We start from the raw sequence: 16,417 nt of genomic DNA, 5'->3' as shown, positions 1-16,417 counted from the left end.
TAGATTCTTCTTTATAGATGTAATTATTTACAGGCAATTTAATTTTTACTTAATTAAGGTATATCAAAGTTTACTTAATCTTCATAGAAAAATCAATGACAGAAAAACAGACTAAAGGGACAATGAATTAGGGTGTGTCAGAAGTTCAAAAAATCTTGGGAATAAATATTGTTTTTCAATAAAAAACCAGATAACTCTGACTAATTTTTATGCGGATTTTGATTTATTCCTACAACTACTATCCAGAACCTATTGGTATTGCTCCGCTAATGACGGAACTAGCAGAGGGACTGGTAAAGCGGGGACATCAAGTGCGTGTAGTTACAGCTATGCCAAACTACCCGGAACGTCAAATCTACTCTAACTACCGGGGTAAGTTGTATCATACAGAATATAAAAATGGAGTAGAAATTCAACGCAGTTATGTTTGGGTTCGTCCAGAACCTAGGTTGCTCGATCGAATATTGTTAGATGCTAGTTTTGTCGTCACTAGTTTTGTACCTGCGCTGTTGGGGTGGCGACCTGATGTAATTATTTCTACATCGCCATCATTACCTGTTTGCTTGCCAGCTTCTCTTTTAGGTTTGTTATATAACTGTCCTGTAATTTTAAATCTGCAAGATATTTTACCAGAAGCGGCTATTCACTTAGGAATACTGAAAAATAAATTACTCATCGAGCTATTTACACAGTTAGAAAAGTTTGCTTATCACAGCGCTACTAAAATTAGCGTGATTGCTGATGGGTTCATCGATAATTTGCTCAAAAAGGGTGTACCAGCTAGCAAAATTGTCTCTATTCCTAACTGGGTAGATGTGAATTTTATTCGTCCTTTACCTCAAGAAAATAATCAATTTCGCGCCACACACAATCTTCAAAATAAATTTGTAGTTCTCTATTCAGGAAATATTGCACTTACTCAAGGCTTAGAAACAGTGGTGAAAGCTGCTGCGATGTTACGCCATATCCCAGATATTGTATTTGCGATCGCAGGGGAGGCGAAAGGGTTACGTAGGCTACAACAAGAATGTCTTAATTATGGTGCAGATAACGTTTTACTGATACCCTTTCAACCCAGAGAAAAATTACCACAAATGTTAGCGGCTGCAGATGTGGGGTTAGTGGTGCAAAAGAAAAATGTGATATCTTTCAATATGCCGTCAAAAATACAAGTATTACTTGCTAGCGGACGAGCATTAATTGCCTCTGTACCGGAAAATGGTACTGCTGCTAAAGCAATTAAGCAAAGTGGTGGTGGCTTTGTTGTCCCTCCAGAAGATCCTCAAGCTTTAGCAAATGCAATTTTAGACTTGTATCAAAATCCTAAAAAAGTCAAAAATCTTGGTTATAAAAGCCGTCAATATGCTGTGGAACAATATGCATTTGAACAAGCTTTAAATAACTATGAGTCATTATGCGAATCTCTTCTGGTAGACGAGCCAGTAATTAATGCAACAACAATCTCGAATCAAGAAGTTTAAAATTGCCACAACCGTATGTAGCGATAGTAACTATCAGCAATCAAGCTGACGATATGGTGATAATTAAATTGAGGTTGTCAATAGTCCATAGTCAATTGACTATTTATCTGGGACTGTTAACAACCTCAATTTTTATTTCGTTTCGTTTGTCAGAGACGCGATAACCCTTGTCTGTACAATTGTCAGTTGTGAGTTGTTTTTTGAGTCTGGTCTAATATCCTATCCCTTTATCGGTAGAGTTTTTATTGTAAATCAAAGGTTTTAAGGCCTCTACGTCTATACGTAGTATCATTTTCAGTCGTGGTTTAAATTACCGTCTGAAAATGTCTGTAATTTTGAATTTTGAATTTTGAATTTTGAATTGTTAATGATTGTGTCAGATACTCTGTAGTAAGTATGATTTCTCTATGCTTTCTTCCTATGAGAAGAGGAATAGTATACAACATGTAGTTATAATCATAATACATTTTGAATTGTAAATGTAATTCGCGACTAATTGCTTGCAGTATAAACTTGCTCAGTAAATAACCATATTTAGTCTGTCTCTGATTCTCACGAGAGATTTAGCTGAAACCGTGCTTTCTAGTCCCTGAGCTAACTCAGCAAAACAGGGTTGCTTACTGAGTTCAAAATCCAAACAGACCTTTTTTTTGTTAGGATGCAAAAAAAACAATTTAAACAGCTACAAGCCAATGGGTTGTGAAAAATTGTAAAAAGATGTAACAAAAGGCATAAAGCACCTGAGGGTTAATGTCTGAATTTTACCAAGGAGATTTTCCTATACAATCCGTATCTTTGAAAAAAAGCGCGATCGCTAGCCCACAAACCGAAACCGATGAAGCCAGGAAATTAGCGATAACTATAGCCGAAGCTGCATCAGACCGCAAAGCTGGAGAAATTTTATTGCTAAGAGTAGGAGATGTATCGTACTTAGCAGATTATTTTGTGATGATGACAGGCTATTCTCGCGTCCAAGTGAGAGCGATCGCTGAAGCCATAGAAGAACAAGTAGCAACAGATTTGCAACGAAATCCTTTGCGCACTGCGGGTAAAGCCGAAGGAAGTTGGGTATTGCAAGATTATGGCGAAGTGATTGTCCACATCATGATGCCGAAGGAGCGGGAGTTTTATAATTTAGAAGCATTCTGGTCTCATGCTGAACGTTTAGAACTTCCAACAGCCGACGACGGTGGGGGTAAGCCAACATGATAAGATCCTCGGTTTCTAATTGCCCAGTTCCGACTGAACAACAACCACTCAATGAGTACGAACAATTAAGAACATCTTGGCTATTTAGTGATTGTGCCCTGAATTGGCGGCAACATATCACCAAAATGCTCATGCTTTGGAGTTTTTCCTGGATTATAGCTGGCCCCGTAGCCGCAGCTAGTTTTCCACCACATAAGCATATTGGCCAGTTTCTTCTTTGCGGTGCAGCAGGCGCAAGTATTGGCGTTATCCTTCTACTGGTACGTTTGTACTTAGGTTGGTATTACGTAAGCGATCGCCTAACTAGCCGCGCAGTATTTTATGAAGAGTCTGGATGGTATGACGGTCAAACTTGGATCAAACCAGAGGAAATATTAAACCGCGATCGCTTAATCGCCACCTACGAAATCAAACCCATTCTCCGCCGCTTGCAACTGACCTTTGCTGGCTTGGCAGGAATGTTTGTTGCTGGTAGTATAGTTTGGCATTTGTTATAACTCGTCATTAGTCATTTGTCATCAGACAACTGACAATTGTACAGACGCGATTAATCGCGTCTCTGACAACTGACGCGATCAATCGCGTCTTTGACAACTGACAAATCATAAAAAATAACAATAAGAGATAAATTTTAACCCATGACAATGGGAAAGCGAACTCAAGCCGCAGCCTTAGAAGTCAGGTTGCTCCGGGAAGGAATTATTGAATCCAGGCACATAGTCCAAGCTGTTGTCTGCGACGAACGGGGACGGGTTTTATCCGTTGCTGGGAATGCGGAAACGGCTACATTTGTCCGTTCAGCACTAAAACCATTTCAAGCCTTAGCAATCACATCTACAGGTACTTTAGAACGTTACGATCTCAGCGATCGCGACTTAGCAATCATCACTAGTTCCCACAAAGGTAGCATAGAGCAAGTCAGACAGGTATTTAATATCCTGTGGCGGGCCGATCTTGACCCCAGCACCCTCCAATGTCCGGTTCCCGAAGGTAAGCGGAGTCCTCTAGAATACAATTGCTCTGGGAAACATTCGGGAATGTTAGCCGTATGTCAGCAACGCCATTGGCCTTTAAATAACTACCTAGAACGCAAACACCCAGTCCAACAGCTAATTCTCAGCAAGGTAGCAGAATTACTGCGAATGCCATCTGAGGAATTTATTGGCGTTCATGATGACTGTGGCGCACCTACTTATTTAATGCAATTGGGACAGATGGGTTCGCTTTATGCCTTGCTAGCCTCCGGGAAAACTTTAGATATGGAGCGGATTGTCAGAGCTATGACTCATCACCCAACAATGGTAGCGGGAGATGGGGAATTTGATACCGAACTCATGCGCTTAACTCCTGGGGAATTGGTAAGTAAAGCTGGTGCAGAAGGCGTACAGTGCATTGGCAGGCTGGGAGAAGGCATGGGATTAGCAATTAAAGTTATGGATGGAAGCAAGCGAGCAAAATACGCAGTTGCCATTCACTTGCTGCAACAAATGGGCTGGATTACTCCCAGCGTTGCTGAAAGCCTATCTGAGAAGTTTATGATCTTAGGAAAATACAAGCGTTTAGAAGTTGTTGGAGAATTATCGCTTTTATAGTTGCCAAAATCTAAACTTTAGGTTTATACTAAAAGAGTGAACAAGCGACGCGGGATAGAGCAGCCTGGTAGCTCGTCGGGCTCAACAAGCAAAGTTAACTAAACGCTTATCAGTTAATTTTGCATTGGGCGGTACGTAAAGAAACTTACGTGCGTTTACCTGTCAAACTCGGGGAAGCCATTAGCGTGGTAATCCCGAACCAAGCTCTAGAAATAGAGAAGGTGTAGAGACTGGAAGGCAGGCACCCTAACGATAAAGACGAGGGTGAAGGGACAGTCCAGACCACAAACCAGTAAATCTGGGCAGCGAAAGCTGTAGATGGTAAGCATAACCCGAAGGTCAGTGGTTCAAATCCACTTCCCGCCACCAAATTAACAACAAAATAAGACCCTGCAAGCTTTATTGTTTGCAGGGTCTTGTTTTAGTGATTGTGCGTTACGAGTACATGGACACAAAGCTCAAAGGAGATATTGCCGAACAAGCTGCTGTTCTTCACGCCTTAAAGCGGGGTTGGGGAGTTTTAAAACCTATAGGCGACAGGCTACCTTACGATTTAGCATTTGATATAGAAGGAACTGTAATCAAAATTCAAGTCAAATATGCTTGGTTCGATCAGCCTTCTAGTAATTATGTTGTAGATAATCGCCGCACCAAAACAAATCGTCGGCTAATGCTAAGAGAAGCATTTGACACTCTCCGCCGTTCTACGGCGGAGATTCTTGGTTCAACGAGTCCACTTAAATTAGACCCCTTGCGGTATCTAAAAAAGAGGTGGTTCTCTCCCCAAGCTTTAACTTCCGGTATGCCCTACCGTAGTTGCATTACTAAGGCAGTGCGTTGCTCTGGTTCCCCAGAGTTGTGCAAACTGCCGTGCAAAATTTGTTTGAGTTAAATGCTGGTCGTCTAGCCCCATGAAGATTTTACCTATTCCTGGGTAGGAACTAGAACTATGGAATAGAACCCCATATCTTCAATTGTCAAGGTACAGCGTCTACTTGTTAGGTAGCAATAGGGTTTTTTAAGTGGTTAATTACCCTTCCACATACCCTATTCTACCAAAAGCCGTCCTATAAGGACGGGGTTTTAGACCCAAATTTTCGATAAGCCAACCGATTTTGATTTTGCCCTAGTATATATAGAAAAACTTGACCTGTTTTATATCTTCCCAATCGATGTGTTCATCGGCTATGGTAGCGAAATTCATCTTGTGGAAACTGAAAAACGACAGCGTAAACCTCGTTCTGCAGAGTATCGCGACGCTTGGGAATTAATTTTACAAGCGGTAAGTAAAGAAAATTGTGTTTGTTCGCCTGTGTGACTCGGACAAACAGGGTTTTGATCTATTCTGGAGTAGAAACCATCCAAAAAGCGCGGAGAGTAACGGTTGTGAAGTTACAACGACCAATTTTAGTGGGAGGATTGGGACTGTCCTTTTCTCTGTGGATGTTAGAGAGTTGGCACGATTCTATAGTGCAAGTTAGCGAGTTTGGTTTATTGAGTGCTTTAGCTATTGGTGGGGGATTGTGGTTATTCCAAAAAAATCGCCCGCAAGCTATTGTGGAGCAGTTTGATATTAAGCTTGTAGAAAGAGCCGATGTAGAAAATGCGATCGCTCAAGCTGAAGTCCTAATTAACCAACTGGTACAAGAATCAGAAAATCATCCAGCTATAGGGTACCTACGAGAACAAGTTAACCAATTACTCTTAGATTTAGATCGCCAAGAAATTAAACTAGCTGTTACTGGTGGTAAATCGGTGGGTAAAACCACCTTGATAGAAGTTTTAAAGTCTAACTGGCAAGCAACAATCAAGCAGAAATTCAGCTTCTACGAAACAGCACCATTATTTATCAAAGCTAGCGATAATTCAGAAACCGATGTTGTTACAGAAGTAGAGACATCTGATTTTGTCCTGTTTCTCACCAACGGTGACTTAACAGATTCGGAATTTCAGACTTTACAGCAACTAAAAGCCGCCAATCAACCTGTAATGCTGGTTTTCAACAAGCAAGACCAATATTTACCAGATGAACGTGCTAGTATCTTGCTGTCATTACAACAACGGACACAAGGAAATTTAGTTGCAACAGCTGCGTCTCCCCTTGCTATTAAAGTCAGGAAGCATGAGACTGACGGTTCTGTACAAGAGTGGTTAGAACAACCAGCAGCAGATATCCAGCATTTAACACACCAACTCAGCGAAATTGTGACTCAGCAAGCTCAGAAGTTAGTTTGGGCGACGACATGGAGAAAAGCTAAGTTACTCAAAGCTGAGGCGAAAAACTGGGTAAATGCCGTCAGACGCGATCGCGCTACCCCAACTATAGAACAATATCAATGGATAGCTGCGGCTGCGGCTTTTGCTAACCCAGTTCCTGCACTTGATGTTTTAGCCACTGCGGCGATTAACGCCCAAATGGTAATGGATTTGGGTAATATCTATCAGCAGAAATTCTCTTTGGAACAAGCGCAAACCGTAGCTGGAACAATGGGAAGTTTAATGCTGAAACTGGGTTTAGTCGAACTTTCTACCAAAGCGGTGAGTACTGTACTCAAAAGTAACGCCGTCACCTTTGTTGCTGGTGGTGTAGTACAGGGAGTCAGCGCAGCTTATCTCACCAGAGTAGCTGGGTTAAGTTTAGTAGAGTATTTCCAACAACAAGAAATAGCTTTAGATTCGGGTAATAACTTGAATTTAGAGAAATTGCGGCAAACTTTACAAAATGTCTTCCAGCAAAATCAGCAGATGGCTTTTCTGCAAGGTTTTGTTAAGCAAGGTGTTAAGCGTTTGTTACCGGAAGTTGCTGTTGAGAAGGCTGTCGGATAATTTCACGCCAAGTCGCAAAGGCGCAAAGTTATTCTAAGCGTCTTTGCGTGCAAAATAATTTTAATATCACTAAATATTGTTCAACCACAGATAATCTAACTGATGACTTAAAAAGCATCTAAATCATTGTCAGAGTAAGCAGCACCAACCAATGCAGGAGTAGTTGCAGCCTGCTTCTCAATTAGTTCTAGCAAGGCATCATTACACCTTTCTGCTATTTCTGGATATTTATTGGCATACCATCCAAGTGATGTTACAACACAAGGATCGCTAATATCAAAGCCTAGTTTCATCAATTCTTCGGTTTCTTCGACAGCAAGATTAAAAATTGCGTCAAGGTCAACGAAAGGTTCAGACATATTTATCATTTTTGTAAATTTTTACTTAATATCAATTCAGAATATGTGAAGCACATTACAGCAACAGATAGACCTTATCAAAATTCTATCTAATTATTGCTGGGCTATCTGTTGAATAAAGGTGATAATTTCACTTTTATTTATAATTTGTTCGACTGGGACAAGCCAGCTAGGATAGATGTATACTGTACTACCTAAATACCTGGTTTTGCGTCCATCTATTAACTTTCCCCAACGGTCTGGGTATATAAACCAACTGGTACTTAATCGATTGGGAGGAATAGCACCCCATGCCATCTCATTTGCTGAACAATACCAGATAATAGCTGATGGTGGGTTAACCCATTGCTTGCTTTCAACTTCGCCGCACATCCAGCCTTTATAACCAAAAGGTAGAATAGATGGGTTTTCAACTCGACCTGACACACTCTTAACTGATATCCAAAATAATTTACGCTGATTATTAGTACTATATACAGGAATGTCTTCATCTGTACCAAATTCGGTAATGATAGACTCGCCTACATTAATACCTCGATTCCGTAAACCTCTACGAACTATCTCAACTGCATTTTTTCCTTCAGATAATAATTTTTCCCAATCAGATGAAGGCATAATCAAAGTACAATTATTCTGATAAATAAAGATACCATTAATTAGTAACCCCTAATTATTGCCTTTTATTTGTTGTTGATTATAAATTTATTTAGCTATATATTACTCAAACATAGTCTGCTAAATAATTTATATATATGCTTTAAGCTTATGACATTATTTGTATGTTATGTTATGTTATTAAATACAATATATTATTCATGATATTAAATAAAAATTTATTTCTGAATTATGTATTCATAAAATGAGCCTTCAGCCTTGTATATTCTCTTTCTTCGCCGGTTCAGGTTTCCTCGATTTAGGTTTTGAAACTAGCGGTTTTAATATTGTATATGTCAATGAAATATTTCCGCCATTTACCGCCGCATACCGCCATTCTAGGCAAATTATCAATCTACCGTTGCCTGAATATGGATATTATCAAGGGGAAGACGCAGATGTAAGCAAACTTTTAGAAGAACTACCAGCCAAACGACTGAGAGAATTAGTCCAAGATTGTCGTAAATCTTATAATATTATTGGCTTTATTGGCGGGCCTCCTTGTCCAGATTTTTCAATTGGCGGTAAAAATAAAGGTCATTTGGGAGATAATGGTAAACTTTCTGCTGCTTATATTGAATTAATTTGTCGTCATTTACCAGATTTCTTTTTATTTGAGAATGTTAAAGGTTTATGGCGCACAAAAAAACATCGTTTATTTTTTGAATCTTTAAAGCTACAATTACAAAATGCAGGTTATATATTAACGGAACGCCTAATTAATGCTATTGAATACGGTGTACCACAGGATAGAGAAAGAATTATCCTGGTTGGCTTCAGAAATAGCTTAATTCAGGAAATATTTAATGATAATGTACTACTTACAGATGTCTTTCCTTGGAAGAATTACATTTTATATCCTCAAGAGAAAGTTTTTGCTTATCCTTGGCGAAAGTGTGAACCGTTTCAAGAAGATTCTCTAATTAATTGTCCAGAAAATATTCCTCAAGAACTTACAGTTGAATACTGGTTTAGGAAAAATGATGTATTGCAACATCCCAATGCTAAACATTATTTTCAACCTAGAGGGGGGATAACAAAATTTGCTTCAGTTGCTGAGGGAGATGATTCTAAAAAGTCTTTTAAACGCCTACACAGATGGCGCTATTCACCAACTGCTTGTTATGGCAATAATGAAGTACATTTACATCCATACCAAGTTAGAAGAATTTCTGTGGCTGAAGCTTTAGCAATTCAATCTTTACCTGCAAATTTCGCCCTTCCAGAGGATATGTCACTCACAAATATGTTTAAAACTATTGGGAATGGCGTGCCATATTTAGCATCAAAAGCCTTAGCTGAAACTATTCTTAATTTCTTAACAGCTAGTAGTTCATCGTAAATTTTTGATCGCTAAAGTCCTGACTAAGACTTATAACCATTAATCTCTTATCTAATCCCTAGCCCCTAGACCCTAGCCCCTAGCTAAAACGCTATAACTACGTAGGTAATTTCAGGCTACCTGTAAAGCCCTCATCTAAAACCTATGCAGTAGCCTGTTTTTCAGGATAAACTCGTAATAAATGTGGTTTAATATATATATAAGAAATGTTTGAATTTTTTATAAAGATTAATAATCAATAATTGGCAAAAGGCACGATGGCAGCAGACTATCCAGACATTGATATTGCGCCATTTATCGATCATGCCCTGTTAACGCCAACGGCTACTCCAGAGCAGGTTGAGCAATGGTGTGAAGAAGCAGATAGATTTCATTTTGCGGCGGTTTGCTTGCACCCTACCTATGTTAAGCAAGCTGCAGAACTCCTTCATGGTAAAAATCCCAAAGTCTGTACAGTCATCGGCTTTCCTACTGGGGCAACTACTTCAGTTGTTAAGCTTTATGAAGCCCAAGAAGCAGTGGAAAATGGAGCCACTGAACTTGATGTAGTCATCAACTTGGGTTGGTTAAAAGCTGGTAAAACTGAAGCCGTTCACCGGGAAATTGCGGAGATTTGTGAAGAAACTGGGCAAACAGTGAAGGTAATTTTAGAAACCAATCTGTTAACAGATGCAGAGAAAAAAATAGCAGCAGAAATAGCTATGGAAGCTGGGGCTGCATTCTTAAAAACCAGTACAGGCTGGAATGGGGGTGCAACTATTTCTGATGTACGTCTGTTGAAGGAGATTGCCCGCGAAAGGGTAGGAATTAAGGCCTCAGGCGGTATTCGCACCGTTAATCAAGCCATAGAATTAATCTTGGCAGGTGCTACTAGATTGGGTACATCTCGTGGTGTTGATTTAATCCGCCAGCGCGATAACCTGGAAAAGGTCGAATAGTCATTTGTTGTTTTGTCGTTAGTCTTTTGTACTCAACTAATGACTAATGACTATGGCTGATGACTAAATGACTATGGCTAATGACTAATGACTAGAACTTATCAAGTAACGGGAATTAATCTAAAAACCCAGGCGCTAGGCGAATCAGATAAAATAGTAACAATTTTGACACCTGAATTCGGTTTAATCCGAGCTGTTGCCCCTGGGGCACGCAAGCACAATTCTAGCCTGGGTGGTAGGAGTGGGATGTTTGTCGTCAATGAATTACTGATTGCTAAAGGGCGATCGCTTGATAAAATTACACAAGCACAAACAGTAAAAACCTATCCAGGGTTGACAAAAGATTTAGGTAAATTAGCTGCTAGTCAATATCTAGCAGAAATTGTCCTCTGTCAAGCTTTGAGCGAACAACCCCAAGCAGAACTTTATGAGTTGCTCAACGAACATCTCAATCGTTTGGAAACTTTGTCTAAAAACGAAGCAGGTGTTTTAGCGCATCTAGCTCATGGAGTATTTCACCTTTTAGCTTTGGCAGGGTTGACACCACAGGTGCAAGTTTGTGCTTTGACGCAACGTCCGCTAGTACCAAATTTTACAGACCCCCACTGGCAAGTCGGATTTAGTATTGCGGCTGGGGGAATAGTTGGTTTGGCGACTTGGGAAGAATTGCGCAAAGAAAAACAACGGGAGAGACAAATTAATGCTTCAGGGAAACCTCCTACAACTCCCACCTCCCCCAGTTCTACCTACCAAACAGTTGTACATCAGCAAGAGCTACCAGTAATTTCTCAGCGTTTAAATGCCAGAGAACTTTATCTACTCCAGCAGCTGTCACAACCAGAGATAATGCATATAAATGCCGCTAAAGATGACGGCTGGTTATCTGTTGAGCAAATCCTGCGCCAGTATGCTCAGTATCATTTAGGTCGTCAAATTCGCTCCGCCACTTTAATCGATTCTTACTTTGCTGCCAACCATGATGCAACCGTCTGATTTGGATACAAAAATCCTACCTTTGTCACCGAGTTACGCCAAAAAACAGAATAGAGCATCAGATTCTACAGCACCCAGCCACTTGAGTGCTGTTCCCAAACCTCGGCCGAGTCAAATCCACAACCAGGATCTTTCCCCGCAGGAAATTTCCCAAAACAATAAAAATTGGCTGTCAGAAAAATCAAAACCTGATGTCATCAATGAAGAAGATACATCAGCCAAAACTGAGGTGAATGGCCAAGCACCCATCACCCCCGCACAAGAGCCGCCCGATGTCAATGGTAATGATTCAGGTAAAGATGAAGCATCAGATAATCTTCCCCAAAAGGGGTTTTTACCTGTATTAAAAAACCCGAATTTCCTAGCACTTTGGGGCGGTCAAGTTTTTTGCCAGCTAGCAGATAAAGTTTATCTGGTACTGATGATTGCCTTGATTAATACCCAGTTTCAAGCGAGTCATCAAAGCATTAGTGGTTGGGTATCCGCTTTAATGATGGCGTTTACCATTCCTGCAGTGTTATTTGGTTCCTTAGCTGGTGTATTTGTAGATCGTTGGTCAAAAAAGACGGTGCTAGTAGCCACCAATATTTGGCGGGGAATTTTAGTGTTAGCGATTCCCTTGCTGTTATGGTTTACCCATGAGTGGAAGCCAGTGGGAGTTTTACCAGTCGGGTTTTTGATCATTTTAGGCGTGACTTTTTTAGTTTCCACCCTGACACAGTTTTTTGCCCCAGCCGAACAAACAGCCATTCCCTTAGTAGTGGAAGAACAGCATTTACTTTCGGCTAATTCCCTGTACACCACAACCATGATGGCCTCGGTGATTGTGGGTTTTGCTGTTGGAGAACCACTATTAGCGATCGCGGATCAACTGTGGTTACAAATAGGTGGACATGGTGGATTAGGTAAGGAAATTTTAGTCGGTGGGAGTTATGCGATCGCGGGCATAATTTTGAGTTTCTTAGTAACTAAAGAAAAACCCCACGACGCCGCCACGGAATTTCCCCATGTTTTTGCTGACTTACGCGATGGATTGCGTTATCTCAAAGACAATCATCGTGTACGTAGCGCTTTAGTGCAATTAATCATATTATTTTCTATCTTTGCTGCCTTAACTGTTTTAGCTGTGCGCATGGCAGAAATAATTCCTAACATGAAAGCCTCACAATTTGGCTTTTTACTAGCAGCTGGTGGCGTCGGGATTGCTGGAGGAGCTACAATACTCGGTCAGTTTGGTCAACGCTTCTCTTATACAGCCTTAAGTCTTTGTGGTTGTTTGGGTATGGCAGCAGCGCTGATTGGTTTATCCATCTTTACAACCAACCTCTGGATCGTACTTTTGTTAGTAGCAATGTTGGGTGTTTTTGGCTCACTCGTTGGCATTCCGATGCAAACCACAATCCAAACCGAAACCCCACCAGACATGCGGGGTAAAGTCTTTGGTCTGCAAAATAATGTCATTAATATTGCCCTTTCATTACCTTTAGCATTAGCTGGGGTTGCAGAAACCTTTATCGGCTTACAAGCTGTGTTTTTGGCATTAGCTGTAATCGTCTTTTTTGGAGGTATCTTTACCTGGTATAACGCTCATCGGTAGTTATTAATCATTAATTTGACAACCTTAATCATTTACTGCAAGCTGAAGTTTTCGTGATAGACTGAACTCAGCCATAAATTACCATAGGCATAACTAGGGAGCATTGTGAATCCTGGCTCAAAAGGTTTCATTAACTCATATCTATTAACAAATTCTCCATAGCATAACTAAAGCGATAAATAGACATTGTTGCTGTTGGGAAGTGCAAACATCAAAGCTAAAGATTTAGACCTTTGTTGAGTTTGAATGTTATCTTTATTCCATTCCGAATTTACAAGTTGAATCAAGCTGAAAATTTGCCTATTTGAACCGGAGAAAATTATGAGGTTTGATGACTGCTAACCAGCCAGTGATAACAACAAGATAAAAGCGAAAGCATAAAGGAAAAATAACTAAATACTAAACCCGCTCTTCCTATAACTAAATAAAGAATGCGTATAGCCTGGATTGGAAAAAAATCACCATTTTGTGGCAATGTAACCTATAGTCGAGAAATTACAAATGCCTTGCTAGATCGAGGGCATGAGGTTAGCTTTCTCCACTTTGCCCAAGAAGAATCTGAACCTGATAACTGGCCCAAATTTCAAGAAGTTTCCTTACCCTTCCTTTACAAGTCGCAGGTTTACACAATTCCCACATTTAAAGCAACCAAAGTATTAACTGAGTCGTTGCGGGAAATTAAACCAGATATCGTCCACGCTTCTTTGACTTTATCTCCCCTGGACTTTATTCTTCCAGAAATTTGCGAGCAATTGAATTTGCCCCTCATCGCTACTTTTCACACACCATTTGCAGGTAAAGGGGCAAAACTGATCTCCGGAACTCAACTTTTGGCCTATCAGCTATACGCACCTTTTTTGGTGAACTACGATCGCGTGATTGTATTTTCCCAAATTCAGCGAGATTTATTAGGGCGGATGGGCGTGCGGGAAGAAAAAGTTGCTGTGATTCCCAACGGAGTTGATACCACTAAATATACTCCTGGAAGTTCTCAAGTCAAAGCAGAATTTAAAGCCGAACGCTTATTTGTCTATCAAGGAAGGATAGCACCAGAGAAAAACGTCGAACCCCTGCTGCGTGCTTGGAAGCAGTCGGAAATGGAAGCAAATAGCAAGCTGCTAATTGTTGGCGATGGCCCTTTGAAATCTTCTTTACAGCCGTTTTATGGTGCAGAAGAAGGGATTATTTGGCTAGGATTTATTGCTGATGAACACCGCCGCATCGAGATTTTACAGGGAGCGGATGTATTTATTTTACCTTCGCTGGTAGAGGGGCTATCTTTATCGCTGTTAGAAGCAATGGCTTGTGGTTTGGCTTGTTTAGCCACAGATGTGGGTGCTGATGGGGAAGTTTTGGAAAAAGGCGCGGGTGTAGTTTTAAATACTAAGACAGTGCGATCGCAATTAAAAACCCTCTTACCACTATTCCAAGATCATCCAGAGTTAACAACTGTGTTGGGACAGAAAGCCAGAAAGCGTGTATTGGAACGCTATACCCTCACTGATAATATTACTCAGTTGGAACAATTGTACCGTGAAGTTTTACTACAGCGACCTTTACCCCTAACTCATAGATTTTAAGTAAAGGTGCTGATATAAATTTTGGTTAGCTGCACTGCATCTGAGAGGATAGAATAGTGCAGCTAATCAGTAATTTTTCCTTAAACGCTACAGGATATCGAAACAACCAAGCCCGAAGGTGAAGTGATAAAGGTGATTTACAATGTCGAAGAAGAAATCACTAATTCTTGAAGCTGTTCACAAAACAGCTAAAGGGTTGCATAAGGCTGGACTTATGGATCTGACTACATTGCGTGAATTTAATTGCCTGTGCTTGTCTGTGAATGAACCGCTAGAACCTGAGCAAATTAAATGTAAAAATGACCCTTACTTTTAATTCAGATAAATATAAAAATTTATTAGTGCAGTATCAGCCAAAACTGATTAGGAATGAAGAAGAGAATGAAAAAGCTTTAGCTATTGTAGAAGAATTAATGCACCGCTCTAACCTCAGCCCAGAAGAAGATAAGCTTTATGATTTGCTGATTATTTTAATTGAAAAGTTTGATCAAGAATACTATTCGCCAGGGAAAGCTTCTCAGCCTGATTCTATATTGCGTTTTTTGATGGAACAAAGGGATATAAAAGAATCAGATTTGGTTGATATTATTGGTTCTCAAGCTGTTGTTTCGGCAGTGATTAATGGAGAGCAAGAAATCAGTAAAGCTCAAGCTAAGGCTTTAGGCGAATTCTTTAGGGTTGACTGTGGTTTGTTTATTTGATTTATAAAGTACTGTAAAAGTGCGAATTTAATCGAAAGAAATTAAATCAATTTCTGCTTGAAATTCGATACTTGAAAACACATCTTCAATTATTTCTTCTATGCTGTCGTTTAAGAGAAAGTAGTCCCGAAAATCATCTGTAAATTTAATATTAACGTTGCCTTCGCAGAAAGCTAAAACGGAGTTATACCCATCTTCGCCATCGCTAGTAACGTAGCCAATATCTGCCGTTCCGGTTACTTTAAAAGCAATTGTCCATTCCAAGGTATAAAAATCACCATCTTCAATTTTAAAAAATGCTTGAGCAGGTTGGTAGTATGTCACATAGCCATCCATTAAACCGTCGTGTCTATCGTAAGCTGTTGCTTCCTGTCCAATCATTTCAGCTACTATAATATTTTGAGATTTTTCAATGAAGTCTTCATGTTGAAGAAGTTGATTAATAATAGATGATATTAATGTTTCCAAAGCTGAATTATATCTAGTAAGTTCGCTTTCACAGGAGCCACTTTGAACATTTTCACTTGGGGAAGGTATTAAGCTTTTTAAGTAACTATATAAACCACCACAGTATAGCAATTCATTTATACCATATGAGGCAATATTATTACCTTCACTGAACTGAATCATATTTGTTGGCAAAAATCCTGATAAAATCAGATTGTATGTATTCTGTGATTCGTTTACTTCTTCTTGAATTAAGATACAAACTAAAACAGCATTTTTATCAACTTCTTCTTTGCTAATTAACCACTTGACTTGATTAATATCGCCTTGACGTGCTTTTACCTGGATGCCAATATTTGGCTGAGAAGTCAATGTAAAATCAATTTTTCCATCGCCGCCGATGCGTTTTTCATAATCTACTTCAGTCACGAAATTAGTTAAACGGGATTTTACAACTTCTTCACCGAGCTTTCCTTTTAGGTTATTAATAAAGTACTGTTTTGGGTCGTTTGGCTTATACTTTTTCACCATCTCCCAGCAAAAGTCCCTTAGTTTTTTTAATCTCTCGCCTGAAATGACTGTTAACTCACTATTTTGTCCTTCTATTTCACAATGAAGTATATGACCAGATTTCAGCCTTTTAATAAAATCATTCTGTTGCTCTATTAACAGTGTTGTCCATTCCATACAAAGACAAA

The 16,417-nt window shown here is 39.8% G+C and carries 16 protein-coding genes; 13 read left to right on the top strand and 3 right to left on the bottom strand.

Annotation, left to right across the window (positions count from 1 at the left end):
- Positions 1-209 precede the first annotated feature (209 nt).
- The 7 genes from AACW45_RS14510 (at position 210) to AACW45_RS14480 (ending at position 7,108) form a co-directional block, all read left to right on the top strand.
- Positions 210-1,481, top strand: a complete 1,272-nt coding sequence (locus AACW45_RS14510; RefSeq protein ID WP_190633267.1) for a glycosyltransferase family 4 protein — start codon at positions 210-212, stop codon at positions 1,479-1,481.
- Between the two features lie 750 nt (positions 1,482-2,231).
- Positions 2,232-2,690, top strand: a complete 459-nt coding sequence (gene rsfS / locus AACW45_RS14505; RefSeq protein WP_190633266.1) for a ribosome silencing factor — start codon at positions 2,232-2,234, stop codon at positions 2,688-2,690.
- Positions 2,687-3,187 carry a CGLD27 family protein gene (locus AACW45_RS14500; RefSeq protein WP_190633265.1) on the top strand — a complete coding sequence of 167 codons (501 nt, stop codon included), beginning with the start codon at positions 2,687-2,689 and terminating at the stop codon, positions 3,185-3,187. The genes rsfS and AACW45_RS14500 overlap by 4 nt, the downstream gene beginning before the upstream one ends.
- A gap of 141 nt (positions 3,188-3,328) precedes the next feature.
- Positions 3,329-4,282: an asparaginase gene (locus AACW45_RS14495; protein ID WP_190633264.1), complete on the top strand. Its 954-nt coding sequence runs from the start codon at positions 3,329-3,331 to the stop codon at positions 4,280-4,282.
- A 445-nt stretch (positions 4,283-4,727) separates the two neighbouring features.
- The gene (locus tag AACW45_RS14490) at positions 4,728-5,174 is read left to right on the top strand and encodes a group I intron-associated PD-(D/E)XK endonuclease (RefSeq protein WP_242045486.1); all 447 of its coding nucleotides are present in this window, start codon (positions 4,728-4,730) and stop codon (positions 5,172-5,174) included.
- 201 nt (positions 5,175-5,375) lie between these two features.
- On the top strand, positions 5,376-5,600 hold the full coding sequence (locus tag AACW45_RS14485) for a group I intron-associated PD-(D/E)XK endonuclease (protein ID WP_190633287.1): 225 nt from the start codon (positions 5,376-5,378) through the stop codon (positions 5,598-5,600).
- 17 nt (positions 5,601-5,617) lie between these two features.
- Positions 5,618-7,108 (top strand): YcjF family protein, encoded by a 1,491-nt coding sequence (locus AACW45_RS14480; RefSeq protein WP_445223155.1) that lies wholly within the window; start codon positions 5,618-5,620, stop codon positions 7,106-7,108.
- A 107-nt stretch (positions 7,109-7,215) separates the two neighbouring features.
- On the opposite strand, the gene AACW45_RS14475 is transcribed toward AACW45_RS14480, so the two are convergent.
- Positions 7,216-7,467, bottom strand: a complete 252-nt coding sequence (locus AACW45_RS14475; RefSeq protein WP_242045485.1) for a hypothetical protein — start codon at positions 7,465-7,467, stop codon at positions 7,216-7,218.
- A 93-nt stretch (positions 7,468-7,560) separates the two neighbouring features.
- Positions 7,561-8,082, bottom strand: coding sequence for a hypothetical protein (locus AACW45_RS14470; protein WP_190633263.1), 522 nt, complete (start codon positions 8,080-8,082; stop codon positions 7,561-7,563).
- Between the two features lie 244 nt (positions 8,083-8,326).
- On the opposite strand from AACW45_RS14470, the gene AACW45_RS14465 reads away from it, so the two are divergent.
- The 6 genes from AACW45_RS14465 (at position 8,327) to AACW45_RS14440 (ending at position 15,272) form a co-directional block, all read left to right on the top strand.
- Positions 8,327-9,463, top strand: a complete 1,137-nt coding sequence (locus AACW45_RS14465; RefSeq protein ID WP_190633262.1) for a DNA cytosine methyltransferase — start codon at positions 8,327-8,329, stop codon at positions 9,461-9,463.
- A gap of 257 nt (positions 9,464-9,720) precedes the next feature.
- Positions 9,721-10,401, top strand: a complete 681-nt coding sequence (gene deoC / locus AACW45_RS14460; protein ID WP_190539971.1) for a deoxyribose-phosphate aldolase — start codon at positions 9,721-9,723, stop codon at positions 10,399-10,401.
- Between the two features lie 87 nt (positions 10,402-10,488).
- A complete protein-coding gene (gene recO, locus AACW45_RS14455; protein ID WP_190633261.1) occupies positions 10,489-11,394 on the top strand; it encodes a DNA repair protein RecO in 906 nt (301 codons plus the stop codon).
- Entirely contained in the window at positions 11,381-12,991 is a 1,611-nt protein-coding gene (locus tag AACW45_RS14450; RefSeq protein WP_190633285.1) for an MFS transporter, read from the top strand. The genes recO and AACW45_RS14450 overlap by 14 nt, the downstream gene beginning before the upstream one ends.
- A gap of 431 nt (positions 12,992-13,422) precedes the next feature.
- Positions 13,423-14,571, top strand: a complete 1,149-nt coding sequence (locus tag AACW45_RS14445) for a glycosyltransferase family 4 protein (protein WP_190633260.1) — start codon at positions 13,423-13,425, stop codon at positions 14,569-14,571.
- 299 nt (positions 14,572-14,870) lie between these two features.
- Entirely contained in the window at positions 14,871-15,272 is a 402-nt protein-coding gene (locus AACW45_RS14440; RefSeq protein WP_190633259.1) for a helix-turn-helix domain-containing protein, read from the top strand.
- 27 nt (positions 15,273-15,299) lie between these two features.
- On the opposite strand, the gene AACW45_RS38415 is transcribed toward AACW45_RS14440, so the two are convergent.
- A complete protein-coding gene (locus AACW45_RS38415; RefSeq protein ID WP_190633258.1) occupies positions 15,300-16,406 on the bottom strand; it encodes a hypothetical protein in 1,107 nt (368 codons plus the stop codon).
- Positions 16,407-16,417 lie beyond the last annotated feature (11 nt).

Origin of the sequence: Calothrix sp. FACHB-168, assembly GCF_963889195.1 — a bacterium.
Taxonomy (GTDB): Bacteria; Cyanobacteriota; Cyanobacteriia; order Cyanobacteriales; family Nostocaceae; genus Aulosira; species Aulosira anomala_A.
Note: the sequence above shows the minus strand (reverse complement) of the source record. Positions and strands in the feature narration are given on the sequence as shown.